Annotated in this window: 13 protein-coding genes; 8 read left to right on the top strand and 5 right to left on the bottom strand. The window is 38.2% G+C overall.

Going from position 1 to position 15,331, the window contains the following annotated elements; all coding sequences use genetic code 11:
• From ACKU4N_RS13805 to ACKU4N_RS13785, 5 genes are read left to right on the top strand one after another with little or no spacing between them, the layout of a single operon-like run.
• Nucleotides 1–1,002, top strand: coding sequence for a polysaccharide deacetylase family protein (locus ACKU4N_RS13805; RefSeq protein ID WP_321317208.1), 1,002 nt, complete (start codon nt 1–3; stop codon nt 1,000–1,002).
• Nucleotides 1,003–2,121: a glycosyltransferase gene (locus ACKU4N_RS13800; RefSeq protein ID WP_321317206.1), complete on the top strand. Its 1,119-nt coding sequence runs from the start codon at nt 1,003–1,005 to the stop codon at nt 2,119–2,121.
• Complete coding sequence (locus ACKU4N_RS13795; protein WP_321317204.1) at nt 2,111–2,863, top strand: glycosyltransferase family 2 protein; 753 nt, start codon at nt 2,111–2,113, stop codon at nt 2,861–2,863. Before ACKU4N_RS13800 ends, ACKU4N_RS13795 begins: the two co-directional genes overlap by 11 nt.
• Before the next feature lie 6 nt (nt 2,864–2,869).
• Nucleotides 2,870–3,454 carry a sugar transferase gene (locus ACKU4N_RS13790; RefSeq protein ID WP_321317202.1) on the top strand — a complete coding sequence of 195 codons (585 nt, stop codon included), beginning with the start codon at nt 2,870–2,872 and terminating at the stop codon, nt 3,452–3,454.
• A gap of 3 nt (nt 3,455–3,457) precedes the next feature.
• Nucleotides 3,458–4,594, top strand: coding sequence for a DegT/DnrJ/EryC1/StrS family aminotransferase (locus ACKU4N_RS13785; protein WP_321317200.1), 1,137 nt, complete (start codon nt 3,458–3,460; stop codon nt 4,592–4,594).
• Between the two features lie 268 nt (nt 4,595–4,862).
• Here ACKU4N_RS13785 and ACKU4N_RS13780 read toward each other — a convergent pair whose 3' ends face one another.
• The 3 genes from ACKU4N_RS13780 to istA all read right to left on the bottom strand — a co-directional run bounded on the left by ACKU4N_RS13780 (nt 4,863) and on the right by istA (nt 7,571).
• Nucleotides 4,863–5,201 (bottom strand): ATP-binding protein, encoded by a 339-nt coding sequence (locus tag ACKU4N_RS13780; RefSeq protein ID WP_321317198.1) that lies wholly within the window; start codon nt 5,199–5,201, stop codon nt 4,863–4,865.
• Nucleotides 5,202–5,284: 83 nt separating this feature from the next.
• Entirely contained in the window at nt 5,285–6,004 is a 720-nt protein-coding gene (gene istB, locus ACKU4N_RS13775) for an IS21-like element helper ATPase IstB (RefSeq protein ID WP_321317196.1), read from the bottom strand.
• Nucleotides 5,991–7,571: an IS21 family transposase gene (istA, locus tag ACKU4N_RS13770; protein WP_321317194.1), complete on the bottom strand. Its 1,581-nt coding sequence runs from the start codon at nt 7,569–7,571 to the stop codon at nt 5,991–5,993. Before istA ends, istB begins: the two co-directional genes overlap by 14 nt.
• A gap of 1,979 nt (nt 7,572–9,550) precedes the next feature.
• On the opposite strand from istA, the gene ACKU4N_RS13765 reads away from it, so the two are divergent.
• Nucleotides 9,551–10,180, top strand: coding sequence for a hypothetical protein (locus ACKU4N_RS13765; RefSeq protein WP_321317189.1), 630 nt, complete (start codon nt 9,551–9,553; stop codon nt 10,178–10,180).
• Between the two features lie 214 nt (nt 10,181–10,394).
• Here the strand turns inward: ACKU4N_RS13765 and ACKU4N_RS13760 are convergent, their stop codons facing one another.
• On the bottom strand, nt 10,395–11,321 hold the full coding sequence (locus ACKU4N_RS13760) for a carboxypeptidase-like regulatory domain-containing protein (RefSeq protein WP_321317187.1): 927 nt from the start codon (nt 11,319–11,321) through the stop codon (nt 10,395–10,397).
• Nucleotides 11,322–11,458: 137 nt separating this feature from the next.
• Here ACKU4N_RS13760 and ACKU4N_RS13755 point away from each other — a divergent pair, with 137 nt between their 5' ends.
• Nucleotides 11,459–12,082, top strand: coding sequence for a hypothetical protein (locus ACKU4N_RS13755; protein ID WP_321317185.1), 624 nt, complete (start codon nt 11,459–11,461; stop codon nt 12,080–12,082).
• A 1,020-nt stretch (nt 12,083–13,102) separates the two neighbouring features.
• Here the strand turns inward: ACKU4N_RS13755 and ACKU4N_RS13750 are convergent.
• On the bottom strand, nt 13,103–13,240 hold the full coding sequence (locus tag ACKU4N_RS13750; protein ID WP_321317183.1) for a hypothetical protein: 138 nt from the start codon (nt 13,238–13,240) through the stop codon (nt 13,103–13,105).
• 841 nt (nt 13,241–14,081) lie between these two features.
• Between ACKU4N_RS13750 and ACKU4N_RS13745 the strand changes: the two genes are divergently transcribed.
• Nucleotides 14,082–15,251 (top strand): hybrid sensor histidine kinase/response regulator, encoded by a 1,170-nt coding sequence (locus ACKU4N_RS13745; protein ID WP_321317181.1) that lies wholly within the window; start codon nt 14,082–14,084, stop codon nt 15,249–15,251.
• The last annotated feature ends 80 nt before the right edge of the window (nt 15,252–15,331 follow it).

Below are 15,331 nucleotides of genomic sequence, written 5' to 3'. Positions count from 1 at the left end.
ATGAAAAAGGACATTATATTAACTTTTGATTATGAATTGTTTTTAGGTAAAGACAGTGGATCATTAAAAGGATGTATTGGTGATGTGACAGACGACATCTTAAATGTATTTAAAAAACATGGAGGTGTTGGGATTTTTTTTGTAGATAGTTCTTACTTAGTTCATTTAAAAAAGAATTGTATTGAAGAACATAATGCTTATTCTGATTTAATAAGAAATATAGTAAAAGGAGGTCATGATATTGGCTTACATATACACCCACATTGGCTCGACGCAACAAAAAAAGAAAATGGGCATTGGGATTTGTCTGATTATTCAAGATATCGATTACACAGTTTAACCCCCAATGAATTGCAAGATTATTTTAAAGAGTGTTTAGATAATCTTCAAAATATTGTAGCCTCTGTTCGAGATAATTATAAAATTACCACATTTAGAGCCGGTGGATGGAGCATAACGCCTTTTAATGATTTGAGAGATACTTTTTTAGATAGTGATATTGATATGGATTTTAGTGTTCTACCTGGAGATTTTCTAGATCAAAAACCAATTAATTATTATGACTTTAGACAAGCAAACACAAAGAAATGGTATTGGCAATTTGATACTACCCCTTGTGTAGAAGAGCAAAATGGAAGATTTTATGAAATTCCTGTAACTAGATACAGAATAAATCCGATACTATTCTTAGTAAATAAATACTTGCACAGTAAATCCGTAAATAATAATATGAGTGGTGTAAGTGCTTCCTATACTAGCTTTTATGGCAAGATGCGGAAGTTGATGAGATCTGTGAAATATGCCTCCTTAGATGATATTGCTTTGAAATTAAATAGAATAATGGTGAGGAAAATGAAAATGAAGTCGGTATTATGCTTTGTTGCACATCCCAAAAGTTTTTCTTCGAGCACGATACAGTTATTAGACCAATTGTTAAAAAGGCATAAAAGTTTGTCAGTTGAAATGATTCGTGAGAAAATCAAAGAAACAGAAAATAAGTAAATGAAAAAAGGAGAAAAAAAGATCGTTTTCTTATTAACCAATAGGAAGCATTCTGGAGTTTTAAAAAGAGTTGAAAGCTTTATTGAAAGTGGTTATGATGTAGAAATATATGGTTTTGATAGAGGTTTTGGTAAAGAAGTTGCTTCATTAAAAGATATTCCAATAGTAGATTTAGGCTTGGTTGAGAATGGTAAATCATATTGGGGGAAATTATTAAATGCACACCATATTTTCAAGAATATTTTCAGAAAGAATTCTTCGTCTACTATTTATTATGTTTTTTCTTTCGATTTTGCTCTCATTTGTTTAATAAGTAGGAAAAAATATATATATGAAATAAGAGACTTGGTATATGGATATTTCTCTTCTAGTATCATTGTCAATATTTTTAAGAATATTGATAAAATACTTATAAAGCTTTCTTTGCTGACTGTTGTGTTATCTGAGGGGTTTGTTGAGTTTTTATATGGAAAAAAACGAAGAGAAAATGTAATCGTGCAGCCCAATAAAATTCATTTTTCATTCAAAGGGAAGGCAAGACCTGTGTTAGAGTTTGAAACGAAAAATGAAATCGTCTTTGGTTTTATTGGAGCTCTTCGATTCCCAAATACAATTATGCGTTTTGCGAGAATTATTGGTGAAAGATTTCCAAATCATAAATTTTTATTCTTTGGAGATGGAATTCCAGAGTATAAGAAGATGGTTGAAGAATTAGTGGAGAAATATCAAAATATCCATTTCTATGGGAGTTTTAAAAACCCAGATGATTTATCTTCTATTTATAGTAAAGTAGATGTGTCTTTATCCTGCTATGACAGTGATTTTGTCAATGTTCAATATGCGGAACCAAATAAATTGTATGAGTCTATTTATTTTTATACCCCTATAATTGTAAGTACGAAAACCTTCCTAGGAGATAAGGTTAATAAATTAAATGTGGGTTTTGTGATTGATGCTACTTTGGATGATGAAATTATTAAATATGTAAATAATTTGAGCTTTGAAGAGATTAATAAAATCAAAAATAACATGAGTACTTTTGATGCTGTTAATTTGATTGATGACAGAGCTAATGTGATTATTAGTCGTGTTAACCAATTCTATAATAATGAAAAATAACAAAGTATCTATAATAACCCCTTCTTATAATTCAAGTCATTTTATTCAAGCAACTATTCAATCGGTTTTAAAACAAACCTATACGGATTGGGAGATGATTATTGTAGATGATTGTTCAAAGGATAAGTCCATAGAACTTATTAATTCTCTTATTCTTAATGATGATAGAATTCAATTAATTGCATTAGAAACTAACGTTGGTGCTGCTGAAGCTAGAAATATTGCTTTACGTAAAGCAAAGGGACGTTTTATTGCATTTTTAGATAGTGATGATGTGTGGTATCCTCAGAAGTTAGGGGTACAGTTAGATTTCATGATTCGTAATAATTATGAATTTACATTCTCTTCTTATGATTTAATGTCAGAGGATGGTATCAAGTTAAATAAAGTAATTAATGTACCTAATACAATTAATTACCATCAGTATTTGCGAAATACAATAATTGGATGTTTAACTGTCATCATTGATAAAGAAAAAGTTGGTTATTTTGAAATGCCAAATATTAAAAGTAGTCATGATATGGCATTATGGTTGTTAATCATGAAACGAGGTTTTAAGGCACATGGCATTAATGAACTTTTAGCATCCTATCGATTGGTTTCCAACTCCAATACAGCAAAAAAATGGAAGGCGGCAGCTGATGTTTGGAAAGTGTATCGTAAAATTGAGAATTTATCATTAATAAAAGCAGTTTATTCCTTTGTTGGGTATGCCTGCAATGCCTTATTAAAAAGATTTTAAGTACTTATGAAAAGAACATTTGATTTACTATCCTCGTCTTTCGGGCTCATTATTTTCCTTCCAGTTTTAATTCTCGTTTGGATTTTAATTAGAGCAAAAATGCCGGATGGGTCTGCTTTTTTTAAACAAAAAAGAGTCGGGAGAAATGGGAAATTGTTTACTATGATTAAGTTTCGCTCTATGTCTGCGGGACATTCTGGAAGTTCGGTATCGGTAGCTGGAGAAGCAAGAATAACACCTTTAGGAGTCTTTCTTAGAAAGTACAAATTGGATGAATTGCCTGAATTGTGGAATGTACTAGTGGGAGATATGAGTCTGGTAGGGCCTCGGCCTGATGTGCCGGGATATGCAGATAAATTGTTGGGGGAAGATCGGAAAGTATTGGAGTTACGACCTGGGATAACTGGTCCGGCTTCATTAAAATATTCCAATGAGGAAGAAATTTTGGCTAAGGTAGATAATCCACAAAAATACAATGACGAAGTAATTTTTCCGGATAAGGTTAAAATTAATTTGGATTATTATTACAATCACTCTTTGATGGGAGATCTTAAAATTATTTTGAATACTGTATTTAGAACAAATTATTAGAATATGAAAACAAAAATATGGCTATCTTCTCCACACATGGGAGGAAACGAAATGAAGTACGTTCAGGAAGCGTATGATACTAACTGGGTGGCCCCTCTTGGTCCTAATGTAAATGGTTTTGAGGCAGACCTTCAGAATTACACCGGAACAAAGCACGCTTCGGCATTGAGTGCTGGTACTGCAGCCATTCATCTTTCTCTAATTCTGTTGGGTGTAAAAGCAGGCGATGAAGTAATTGCTTCCTCTTTTACTTTTTCGGCTACAGTAAATCCGATTAGCTATTTGGGCGCAAGCCCAATTCTAATTGATTCGGAAAAGGATACCTGGAACATGTGTCCAATTCAATTGGAAAAAGCAATACAAGATCGGATTGAAAAGGGGAAAAAGCCCAAGGCGATTGTTGTGGTTTACTTGTATGGCATGCCTGCCAAAATAGAAGAATTGCTGGCAGTGGCAAACAAGTATGATATTCCCTTGATTGAAGATGCTGCCGAAGCTTTGGGGAGTAAGTACAAAGGAAAATGCATGGGTACATTTGGTAAGTTTGGTATTCTGTCCTTTAATGGAAATAAAATTATCACCACCTCTGGAGGAGGAGCTTTAATTTCAGATGATCAGGAATTGATTGCTAAATCAAGATTCCTGGCTACACAGGCAAGGGACAATGCGCCGCACTATCAGCACTCCCATATTGGGTACAACTACCGGATGAGCAATATTGTGGCTGGTATTGGCCGTGGACAAATGGAAGTTTTGGATGAACGGGTAGCTCAACGTCGTGCTAATTTTGAGTTTTACAAAGAACTGTTTTCTGATATCGAAGGGGTAAGTCTTCAGGAAGAGCCCAATAAGGATTTCTTTAGCAACTTTTGGTTGACATCTGTTTTGATTGATCCAAAGAAAACCAATGGCATAAGCAGGGAAGATATTCGTTTGGAATTGGAGAAGGAGAATATTGAGTGTCGTCCATTGTGGAAACCAATGCATATGCAGCCTGTTTTTGCGGCTTGTCCATACTATGGAAATGGGGTTTCAGAAGAATTGTTTGAAAAAGGATTGTGTCTTCCTTCCGGTTCGAATATGACCGATGAAGAACGAGAGAGAATAAAGGAAGCAATATTAAAATTATTCAAAAAATAAAAGAAAAAACTTCGGCGTACTACCTCGTAAGAACCTTTGTTCTTGCGAGGCCGAAGGAAATAGCACAAAAGAAATTATACAGTATCTGGAAAACCCAAAGAATTTAAATTCTTTGGGTTTTCTTATTGATGCACTTTCGGTTTTTTATATTTGGTTTTATCGCCAGTGATTCGGAGTTGGTAGTGTGCTGGATATTTCGGTGTAATTGTGCCGCGTGTTTCGGTAATGTTGTGCCGCTAGAAAAAGAATGGTTTCCAGGCTAAAAATATTAATTATTTTGAGATTTATTTAATTTGTTTTTCCTTAATGATTGCCCGGTAAGTTCTAACCGATGAGATGAGTGAACCAACCGATCTAAAATTGCATCAGCAATAGTTCCTTCACCGATTGTTTCATGCCAGCATTTTACGGGTATTTGAGCAGCTATAATCACTGATGATTTATCGTATTTCATTTCCACTATGTCCATTAATGCATTTCTGATTTGCTCATCAAAACTGGTTAAGCCAAAATCGTCAAGTATTAGCAAATCTGTTTTTTCGATCTTCTTCATTAATTTCAGGTAAGTACCTTCCAGTTTTGCCAGTTTGATTTGATCTGTCTGCATATTCCGGTGATGCTGACCCCTTGTCCGGGTGATACTGACCCCTCACAGAATTGAGGTTCAAAGAACTTGATGGTCTGACAATATTACCGTTTTTTTCTTAAACTTTCTCCTTTTAATTCGATTCGGTATGAGGTGTGTACCAGACGGTCCAGAATTGCATCGGCTATGGTTTCCTCTCCAATGATGTCGAACCAGCTGGCCACGGGCAATTGACTGGCGATAATAGTGGAGGCTTTTCCATGCCGGTCTTCGATCATCTCCATCAGATCCAACTGTTGCTGTTGTTCCAAATGAGTGAGTCCAAAATCATCGAGTATTAGCAGATCCGTTTTGGCCACCTTTTCAAAGAACTTGTATATGGTTCCTTCGAAGCGGGCTACTTTGGTTTTCTGCAACAGCTTTTGCGTGTTGTAGTAGGCAACTTTAAAGCCCTGCACACACGCCTGATGACCAAGTGCCGAAGCTAAAAAGCTTTTTCCGCAACCAGTGGCTCCTGTGATTAGTACGGATTCACCACGCGACAGGTAATCGCCTGTCGCCAAGCTTGTAATCAGAGTCTTATCTACTCCTCTGGCAGCCTCCATCTTAAGTTCTTGGATAGATGCCTGATAACGAAAACGGGCATTCTTTTCCAGTCGCTCGAAGCGCTTTTGCTCTCTGTCCTGCTGTTCGGCCTGAAGTAGTATTTCAAGTCCTTCACTCAAGGAGAGTTCGTGGTGCCTTCTGGTTTCCTGCAGAGCCATCCAGGTTCGATTCATTCCATGCAGTCGTAATTGTTTAAATTGGGTTTCAATTTGCATCATAGCTATTCAATTTAAGTGTGGATTGTGAGTAATAGGCTTTTCCGCGGATATTCCGGTGCTCGGGTAAAGCCGGTTTATTTATCTGATCTATCATGTCTGAGGTTTTGTTATTGATCACATTAAGCAAGAACCTGTACGAACAGATCTCGTATTTCAAGGCCACCTTACAGGCTTTCCTGAAGTTTTCCGGATTGGTTTTTCTATGCAGGTTCAAGAGTCCGTCACAGGTCCGGTACAGCTGTTCGGGATGCTTATTCTGCTTAAAGACCATACTGATTAACTCATGGAGTTCAGGACAGCCTGTCTGAGCTTTTCGAAGATAGTACCCGGGACTTCGGTCCAGGTAATGGTTGTGGGCGGAACACAAGTGTTCCCGGTCGGTACTGTAGGTTCCCTTACCGTAGCTTTGTATGTGCACAGCCACCTGTTTGCCTTTGGCATAAATGTAAACCATGGCGCGGGTGTAAATGACCTTTACCTTCACTCCAATGTAGGCGAATGGCACACTATAGTAGTGTTTGTCTTCACTCAGGTAGACGTGATTATTCTTGGCTGCCTTAAGTGTCCGGTAGTATTTTAGCTCGAAAGGCTGTTCCGGTAAGCTGCTGAGCAGATGCTTCTCATCGGCGAGAAAACGCTCTTCACGGCAGTAAGGCTTCTGCTGCATACGGGTCTGGTTGTGTTCGCGGTTCTTCTGGCCGATGGCCTGATTCAGGTCTTTCAGACTAAAAAACTGCAGGTTCCGTATTTTTGCATAAATCCTTGTGTAGATCAGCCGAACCTGGTTCTCAACAAGTGCCTTGTCCTTTGGTTTGCGTGCCCGTGTAGGAATCACAGTGGTGCCGTAATGGTTGGCAAAATCCTCCATTGCCCGGTTAACATCGGGTTCATACCTGCTGGCTTTTACGATGGCCGCCTTCAGGTTATCCGGTACCAGTACCTGAGGGACTCCTCCAAAGTATTCCAGACTACATCCCAGAGCGTATAAAAAATCACCAACACTTTGACTCTTTACGGCCATGGCAAAACTATAGTCTGAATAAGGCAAGCAGGCCACAAAGACCTGGCAGTGGATCACCTCTCCGGTCTGCACATCCACGTAGTTCAGTTTCTTTCCGGCAAAGTCGATAAAAAGCTTCTCGCCCGCCTGGTGCTGCAGCACCATTGATGGTTTGGAAGCAATCAAATGTTGTGACAGGTGATGGCAGAACTGAGTATGGCTGTAGCCTTGGGCATACTCCAGACGGTACTCTTCCCACAATAGCTTTCTGGTAACCCCGGTACGTTTCAGTTCACGGGTAAAGTAATTCAGTTTTCCCTTAAAATGCTCAAAGCGTTCATCCTTATAGGCTGGATTACCGGGATGAAACCTGGCTTCCAATACGGGATCATCCAGCAACAACAGGCTGTCAACATCCGTTTTCAATCGGGATAGTTTATCCAGGTACGCCTTCACGGTATTCTTGCTTACACCCAGATCCCTGGCTATGGTTTTCTTTGGGCTTCCTTGCTGATGCAAGCGCAGTAATTGTTTGATCTGACTCATAGGTTTTGGTTTTCCAGCCATCTGCATTCGTTTTAGTGGTCATCTACTTTCTGCCACTAAAGAACCAAAACCTGTGTTATTTTGAAAAGAGGGGTCAACATGATCCGGATTTTTGTTGATCGCTTTTCAGCTAAGGGGTCAGTATCCGCCGGATTGTCACTCTTTTTGACTTCTCCCTACGCAGGAAAAACCTTGTTTTCCGATCCCGATTTCAGGGGGTCAACATGATCCGGAATATCCAAGGAGAAAGAAGAAATTGAAGAGGTCAAAAAAAAACAGACTAGCCTCATGTTTTGCCCCGAAGCTTCAGCTCGGGGATTGCTGAAATTACAGCAAATGAATAATTTAATGAGGCTCAATTTGCAACAGATTGCCACAGTTCCCGAATTCTATGGATAATCCAAAAATTTTCCGGATCGCTATGCCAATTCAATGCTGTCATTGCGAGTAAAGCGAGGGATCTGAAAGCACTAATGTTAAATCGAAATGGATGAGAGTCAAATAAGGAGGATTCGGAATATAGCCGGAGACCGGGCCCCATTTAGTGAAGAATGCGTTAAAAAATAAAAATCTGTATGAGCGAAGCGAGTTCTTTTTATTTAGCATTTGAGCTTTAATGGGTGGTTGAGGACGCAACCCGAAGATTTTTTATTCACGGAATAATTTTCAAAAGGTGTTCATGGTCTCACTTCGTTCGGCAGTTTACTTTTTCATCGGAAAAAGGTAAGAGCCCCTCCGGCTTGAGGAGAAAGAAGAAATTGAAAAGGTCAAAAAAATACAGACTAACCTCATGTTTTGCCCCGAAGCTTCAGCTCGGGGATTGCTGAAATTACAGCAAATGAATAATTTAATGAGGCTCAATTTGCAACAGATTGCCACGACGTACCTCCTCACTGCCAAGCTTGCGGGATCTCCGAAGGTCATGACAGCTATTAAGTAGAAATAAAGAATTAATAATTCGAAAGCCAAAACAAGGCATATGGATCCGTATCAGAAAAAAGGACCTTAAAAAAATCCGAATTATTTTACGTAAAGAAACCTGACTTGTTTGAGGGATCTTAGACTCGATCCCGAAATGTCGGGACCAGCGAAGCTGGAGAGACTAAAAGGACGAGTTTCAGGTTTTAGAGAAATGATTTGATTTTTAGTTCTTTTTTATGCGCGGTAGATTTTTGTTTACTTTTCATCAATGGAAAAGTAAAAGCCTCTTCGGCTTGAGGAGAAAGAAGAAATTGAAAAGGTCAAAAAAAAAACAGACTAGCCTCATGTTTTGCCACGAAGCTTCAGCTCGGGGATTGCTGAAATTACAGCAAATGAATAATTTAATGAGGCTCAATTTGCAACAGATTGCCACAGTTCCCGAAGTCTCGGGATCGCTATGCCAATTCAATGCTGTCATTGCGAGTAAAGCGAGGGATCTGAAAGCACTAATGTTAAATCGAAATGGATGAGAGTCAAATAAGGAGGATTCGGAATATAGCCGGAGACCGGGCCCCATTTAGTGAAGAATGCGTTAAAAAATAAAAATCTGTATGAGCGAAGCGAGTTCTTTTTATTTAGCATTTGAGCTTTAATGGGTGGTTGAGGACGCAACCCGAAGATTTTTTATTCACGGAATAATTTTCAAAAGGTGTTCATGGTCTCACTTCGTTCGGCAGTTTACTTTTTCATCGGAAAAAGGTAAGAGCCCCTCCGGCTTGAGGAGAAAGAAGAAATTGAAAAGGTCAAAAAAATACAGACTAACCTCATGTTTTGCCCCGAAGCTTCAGTTCGGGGATTGCTGAAATTACAGCAAAACAAAAAAACAGAAGGAGATTCAGGAGTCAGCAGGTAGACCGGTTGTTGCGCTTCCCACTGTGACAATCTGTGTTAAAACGATTCGTTTTACATTCAGTTTTTAGCTAAATTTGAATGACCAAAAGCAGTACCTGTTTCAGGAAATGAGTAGCTGTTCAGCGTGCTGTAAGTAATTGGTTAACTAAAAAACAAATTGTAATCAGATGCAGTTGGATAAAGAATTTAAGGAAGCCATTTCTAATTTACCTTCAAGCGAAAAAGACAAATTACTATTTCGTTTGCTGAAAAAGGATTTGAATCTTGTTAATCGTTTGTATTTTGAGTTGGTAGGCAATAAATCGATTGAAAGCAGAAGGCAGGAAATGGAAACCCATGTGATACAGGAAATTGATAAAATAAGCAATGGGTATTACAGTCCCGGCTATTTACACATGGATATGCGGTATTTGAGTGGAGAGATATGTGAGCATGTTAGAATTACCAGAGATCATTTTGGTGAGGTGAGCTTAAACCTATTAATGCTGAATGGTATTTTACAATCCAACAGTCGGAAAATAGCAGCCGAATCTTATTCAAAAGCCTATAAGTGTTGCTTATATATTATTTCGAGAAGTTTTAAAATATTGGTCTTAATCAAGAAACTGCATGAAGATTATTTTGTAGAAATAAAAAACGACTTACAGAACCTGGGCAATCTGATCGCCGAAAATGATTTTCTAATGAAACTTGCCATTCAGAACGGTTTAGATATCAATTGGCTGATAGCTGCGGATATACCAGATAATATTGTTCAGATTCACAAAGATATTCGCAGTCAGGGTTTTTTAAAATAGAGGCTGTCCAAATAGTAGAATCTGATACTATGCAACGACTTTCACCCTTAAGTTCCCTAAAGAAAAGTCGTTGAAATTCAGTCTCCCTTTAGGCTAAGGCGTAAAGCTGAATTTCATTTTAGTACGAAATAATTACTTTTCGAACATCCTCTTTGAGTTTTGAAGGGAGTTACAGAAATGCCTGCCGTTCGCAGCTCCCTTCATTTGCAGATTATTACTCGTTTACCCATTGACCGTTCTCGGTTTCCATTTCCACCTCCAGCACGTTTGTTTCACCGTAACGGTGCACCAGTTCCAAGCTGATGGTTTTGTAGGTTACGGCTTTAATCTGAACCTGATAGGTACCGGGATTTAGGGTTTTGATTCGGAACCCCCCTTTTTTACTGGTGCCCATGTGGTCAATTCCCGCTTCAGGAATCAGGATGTGTGCCTGAGGAACCGGCAGTTTGCTGTCTTTATCGATAATGCTTCCGGAAACGGCTGTTTTCCGGCAGCCTGTTTTTTCAACACTTGTGGCTTCCAGGTAAGTTTGATAAAATTCGGGATCGGAACCTGCAAAGAGGGATTGCATCACATTGTCCAGTCTGTTTTTGTTGATGTTGAGAATCTCAGCAGCCACTTCTTTGAGTTCCCGATTCGCAATTTTTGTACTGCTCAGTACTTCTCTGGGTCTTGGGGCCAGATCGATATAGCTCGAACGCAGTACCTTAAGGTCTGCCAGTTCCTCTGCACTCACAGCTGTTTCTGTCAGTTGATCGCCCAAATTGTCACCAAACCTGCAGGTGAAGTCCAGTTTGTTGATAAATTTTTCATCAGAGAGTGCCAGGTAAAACGGAACGCTGCCCTTTAAATTGGGAAGGTCTACCATTTTGTCGGTTTTCTGGCAATAATTGTAGAAGAGAAGATTGATCCGATTCAGATAATTGGCTGCCAATGCCTTTGTGTTGTGTTTGGTAATGGTGGTTCCGCTGTGATTCGTTTGGGTGAGCTCCCACAGAATATCGAAGCGACCCATTTTAATCTGTTGCAGGTCGACTATTTCCTTTACAACAGGGATTGCATCCAATTTGGCTTGATTAAGGACTATAAAATCATAAAATGTCCGATGCATTTCTTTTTGGGATTCTAAAGATTTTTGCATAATTTTTTGTTTAAAATGTTAAAATAAAACAGGCTAATGCCCGGCAGTTGAGTGAAGTATAGCTCTAAGATGAAACAGGGGTTGAATGAAAAACAAAGCCAATCCTGATCCAAACTAAAGCATCAAATGATTTAAGAATGCTTTTCAGTAAGAAAAGAGATCTGTTCCATGAAAAAACAAAGCCAATCCTGATCCAAACTAAAGCATCAAATGATTTAAGAATGCTTTCCAGTAAGAAAAGAGATCTGTTCCATGAAAAAACAAAGTCAATCCTGATCCAAACTAAAGCATCAAATGATTTAAGAATGCTTTCCGGTAAGAAAAGAGATTTGTTCCATGAAAAAACAAAGCCGATCCTGCTCCAAACTAGAGCATCAAATGATTTAAGAATACTTTCCGGTAAGAAAAGAGATCTGTCCAATGAAAAAACAAAGCCGATCCTGATCCAAACTAAATCATCAAATGATTTAAGAATACTTTCCGGTAAGAAAAGAGATCTGTCCAATGAAAAAACAAAGCCGATCCTGATCCAAACTAAATCATCAAATGATTTAAGAATACTTTCCAGTAAGAAAAGAGATCTGTCCCATGAAAAAATAATGCTTTCAATGGGTCTTGCACATGCATCAAATGATGCCGGAACAGACTTCTGTAAGTTCCCTGATCAGCAATGGAGCCGAAGAGAAGCGGTATTCCTTGTGAGACATTCATTTTTGGCCGGAGCACTTCTGTTTCTGTGTTTAACAATGATTTATAACTGAAAATAATTGAAATGAAGCTGTTTTAATTGGCTGAGAAATGTGTTTACGCAATCAGTAAATGATACAAATAGTAGAAGTAGTTATCCTTGTGCGATTGGAAACGCAAATGATATTGGATTTTATTTACAGCAATAGTGAGATGGTAAATAAACCCGAGGGCGATTTGGTGCAGTACTGAAAGACATCTGGATATTCATGTTTAATTGTTTTTGGCAGGTGTCTGTTCTCTTGATACCGGATTCTTATTTTTTCGGTATCTCTACATTCAAATTGATATTTTCCTTTTCCATATCAACCTGCAAACAAAGAATTAAAACAGCTGTATCATAATTCTAAATTAAATGTAGAAAAAAATCTTTATATAATCCAAATAAAAGTTTAATAAAAATTAAAATAAATACAAATTATCAATGAAAACGGTGTATTCGTCAGGATTATCGGCTTTTTAGTCCATTTGTGGGGCGGTCGGGAAGGCTATTTTTCGGAAGGCTCTGACTTAAAAGTTTGGAAGCGTGGAAAGTTTAAAAGTTTTGAAGAGTCAAACAGTCGAAGGTCCAAAAGTCCAAAAGTCCAAAAGTCCAAAAGTCCAACAGTCTCGAAAAGTCTTGAAAAGTCAAACAGTCGAAAATCGAAAAGTCTTGAAGAGTCAAACAGTCAAACAGTCGAAAATCGAAAAGTCTTGAAGAGTCTTGAAAAGTCCAACAGTCAATCAGTCAAACAGTCGAAGGTCCAAAAGTCTTGAAGAGTCTTGAAGAGTCAAACAGTCGAAAATCGAAAAGTCTTGAAAAGTAGAAGGTCCAAAAGTTTTGAATTCCGATCTGTTTGATCCATGCGATAAAATAAGGATGGTTTTGCTTTAGCCGGTGGATTCAAAGTCAAATAGCCTTGAAAGATGTAAAAGTCCCCTTCAGGGGATTTAGGGGTAGTAAAAGCAGCAATACATTTTTTGAATTCAAATACCATGAAAACAAAAGCTCCAAAAGAAATCATCTTTTGGAGCTTTTTGTACGTATTGGATTCTTAAATGCAAAAATCCAATACTTTAGCGGCATTTTCCTGATCTCCTTTTTCCAAAAGGCGGGTTGCCATTTGAATCAGTTGGTTTTCTTCCATGCCATTTTTAATCGCATCTGCGATTTCCTTTGGTAAATTTTCCATTGGTAAAAAATATTGCAGTAGTAGTGTATAATTTCGCTGTAAAATTAAACAAAAAAAATGAAAAGCCAAGCTGTCAAACTTGTCAGGTTAATTTCTTTGTCTTTATTTCATGTGCTTTAAATGTGGATTTTGGTTCGTTCGTGGAATATGGGGGGCAAAGATTCCCAAGTTGATTCTGATAATTCTCCCATTTCAAGGGGAGATGCCGGCAGGGAGAGGGGGGCATTGAAAAGTCCAACAGTTGAAAGTCTAAAAGTCTTGAAGAGTCAAATAGTCGAAGGTCAAACAGTCGAAGGTCCGAAAGTCTTGAAAGGTCTTGAAGAGTCTAACAGTCGAAGGTCCAAAAGTCCAAAAGTCCAACAGTCTCGAAAAGTCTTGAAAAGTCTTGAAAAGTCCAACAGTCAATCAGTCAAACAGTCGAAGGTTCAAAAGTCTTGAATTCCGATCTGTTTGGTTCATGGGATAAAATGAGGATGGTTTTGCTTTAGCCGGTGGATTCAAAGTTCAACAGTCGAAGGTCCAAAAGTCTTGAATTCCGATCTGTTTGGTCCATGGGGTAAAATGAGGATGGTTTTGCTTTAGCCGGTGGATTTAAAAGTCCAAAATCGATTCTAATAATTCTTTTTTTAAGGAGAGATGCCGGCAGGCAGAGGGGTGCTTTGCAAAGAACAAAGTGTTCAATAAACAAGCATTCAAAAAAAAACCGGTTTTTAGGTTTCTATGTAAAGAATTATGTGTTATATTTATGCGTTAATATTGTGAGAGTACCTGAATGTTAAATATCCGGATTCTTGCATTTTCTGTTTCAATGACTACTGACTACTTATATAATATACCGGAAATGAAGAAACACCAGATTTTAATCGTTGATGATATACCAGATAACATTAAAGTATTACAATCCATTCTTTCCGGCGATTCCTACGAAATTAGTTACGCATTAAATGGGAAAGATGCCATAATGTTATGCGTAACAAAAAGTTTTGATTTGATTTTGCTGGACATCATGATGCCTGAAATGGATGGTTATGAGGTTTGTGAGTATTTTAAATCAAAAGAGAAAACAAAAGATATCCCTGTAATTTTCCTCACTGCCAGAGTTGATGAAGAATCCATAATTAAAGGTTTCGAAGCGGGAGCTCAGGATTATGTCACCAAACCATTCAATCCACAGGAATTAGTTGCCAGAGTGAATACGCATCTTGATCTAAAAAGTAAAAATCAGGAGCTGAAAATGATGAATCTGGAATTGGAAGAGAGGGTTGCTGCCCGAACCATGGAGTTGGTTGAGTCAAACCAAAGTCTTGAGCATGCAAACCATCAGCTTTCTACTCTCGAAGATGCTAAAAACGATTTTCTGTCACTGATGTCAACAGAACTGAGGGAACCGCTAAATGGTATTGTGGGGTTTGCTGAAATGTTGGAATTTTCCATTAAAAATAAAACCAATTTAAAATATGTGCGTTACATCATTCAGGCTTGTGAAAAGCTGACTGGTGTTTCGGATATGGCCCTGCTTCTTTCTGCTTTGCGTTTCGATCGATACGAAATGAAAATTTTGGGAATTTCTGTTTACGAGATAGTCAAAAACAGCATCGAAAAATTAAAACCGTTGATTGCTGAGCGAAAGATTAAAGTAAAGGTAGAGATCCCTAAGAATTACATCATTCGCGGTGACGAGAAATTATTTGGCATCAGCATGGAGAAAGTAATTGAAAATGCAGTTACCAATGCACCTTCGCGTTCCGAAGTTTTGGTTGGTGCTTCCTTGGAAGGCCAAAGTGTTACCGTTTTTGTTCAGGATTTAGGGGTTCAATTCACTCCATCCGAAGTGAATTATACATTCCACTTTTTTGAACTAAACAAAGAAGACCGAAGACAGGATTTTAAACGTTTTACCGCTGGTCTGGTAGTCGTGAAATTGGTTATGGATCTGCATAAGGCCGTTGTTGATGTTGAGAATCTCAGCGAAGGCGGGGTTCGGGTTTCATTTCATTTGCCGGTGTACTAACTCGAAAGTCTTGAAGGGTCGAAAAAGTCTCGAAATGTCGAAGCGTCAAACAGTTTTGAACAGTCCAAAGGTCGAAAGGT

This window comes from Labilibaculum sp. (assembly GCF_963664555.1).
Lineage (GTDB): Bacteria > Bacteroidota > Bacteroidia > Bacteroidales > Marinifilaceae > Labilibaculum.
This window is presented reverse-complemented; position numbering and strand designations above follow the sequence as displayed.

Excerpts from the sequence above, each read along its gene's own strand:
- ACKU4N_RS13805 (WP_321317208.1), top strand. The coding sequence starts at position 1 with ATGAAAAAGGACATTATATTAACTTTTGATTATGAATTGTTTTTAGGT.
- ACKU4N_RS13800 (WP_321317206.1), top strand. The coding sequence starts at position 1,003 with ATGAAAAAAGGAGAAAAAAAGATCGTTTTCTTATTAACCAATAGGAAG.
- ACKU4N_RS13795 (WP_321317204.1), top strand. The coding sequence starts at position 2,111 with ATGAAAAATAACAAAGTATCTATAATAACCCCTTCTTATAATTCAAGT.
- ACKU4N_RS13790 (WP_321317202.1), top strand. The coding sequence starts at position 2,870 with ATGAAAAGAACATTTGATTTACTATCCTCGTCTTTCGGGCTCATTATT.
- ACKU4N_RS13785 (WP_321317200.1), top strand. The coding sequence starts at position 3,458 with ATGAAAACAAAAATATGGCTATCTTCTCCACACATGGGAGGAAACGAA.
- ACKU4N_RS13780 (WP_321317198.1), bottom strand. The coding sequence starts at position 5,201 with ATGCAGACAGATCAAATCAAACTGGCAAAACTGGAAGGTACTTACCTG.
- istB (WP_321317196.1), bottom strand. The coding sequence starts at position 6,004 with ATGATGCAAATTGAAACCCAATTTAAACAATTACGACTGCATGGAATG.
- istA (WP_321317194.1), bottom strand. The coding sequence starts at position 7,571 with ATGGCTGGAAAACCAAAACCTATGAGTCAGATCAAACAATTACTGCGC.
- ACKU4N_RS13765 (WP_321317189.1), top strand. The coding sequence starts at position 9,551 with ATGCAGTTGGATAAAGAATTTAAGGAAGCCATTTCTAATTTACCTTCA.
- ACKU4N_RS13760 (WP_321317187.1), bottom strand. The coding sequence starts at position 11,321 with ATGCAAAAATCTTTAGAATCCCAAAAAGAAATGCATCGGACATTTTAT.
- ACKU4N_RS13755 (WP_321317185.1), top strand. The coding sequence starts at position 11,459 with ATGCTTTTCAGTAAGAAAAGAGATCTGTTCCATGAAAAAACAAAGCCA.
- ACKU4N_RS13750 (WP_321317183.1), bottom strand. The coding sequence starts at position 13,240 with ATGGAAAATTTACCAAAGGAAATCGCAGATGCGATTAAAAATGGCATG.
- ACKU4N_RS13745 (WP_321317181.1), top strand. The coding sequence starts at position 14,082 with ATGAAGAAACACCAGATTTTAATCGTTGATGATATACCAGATAACATT.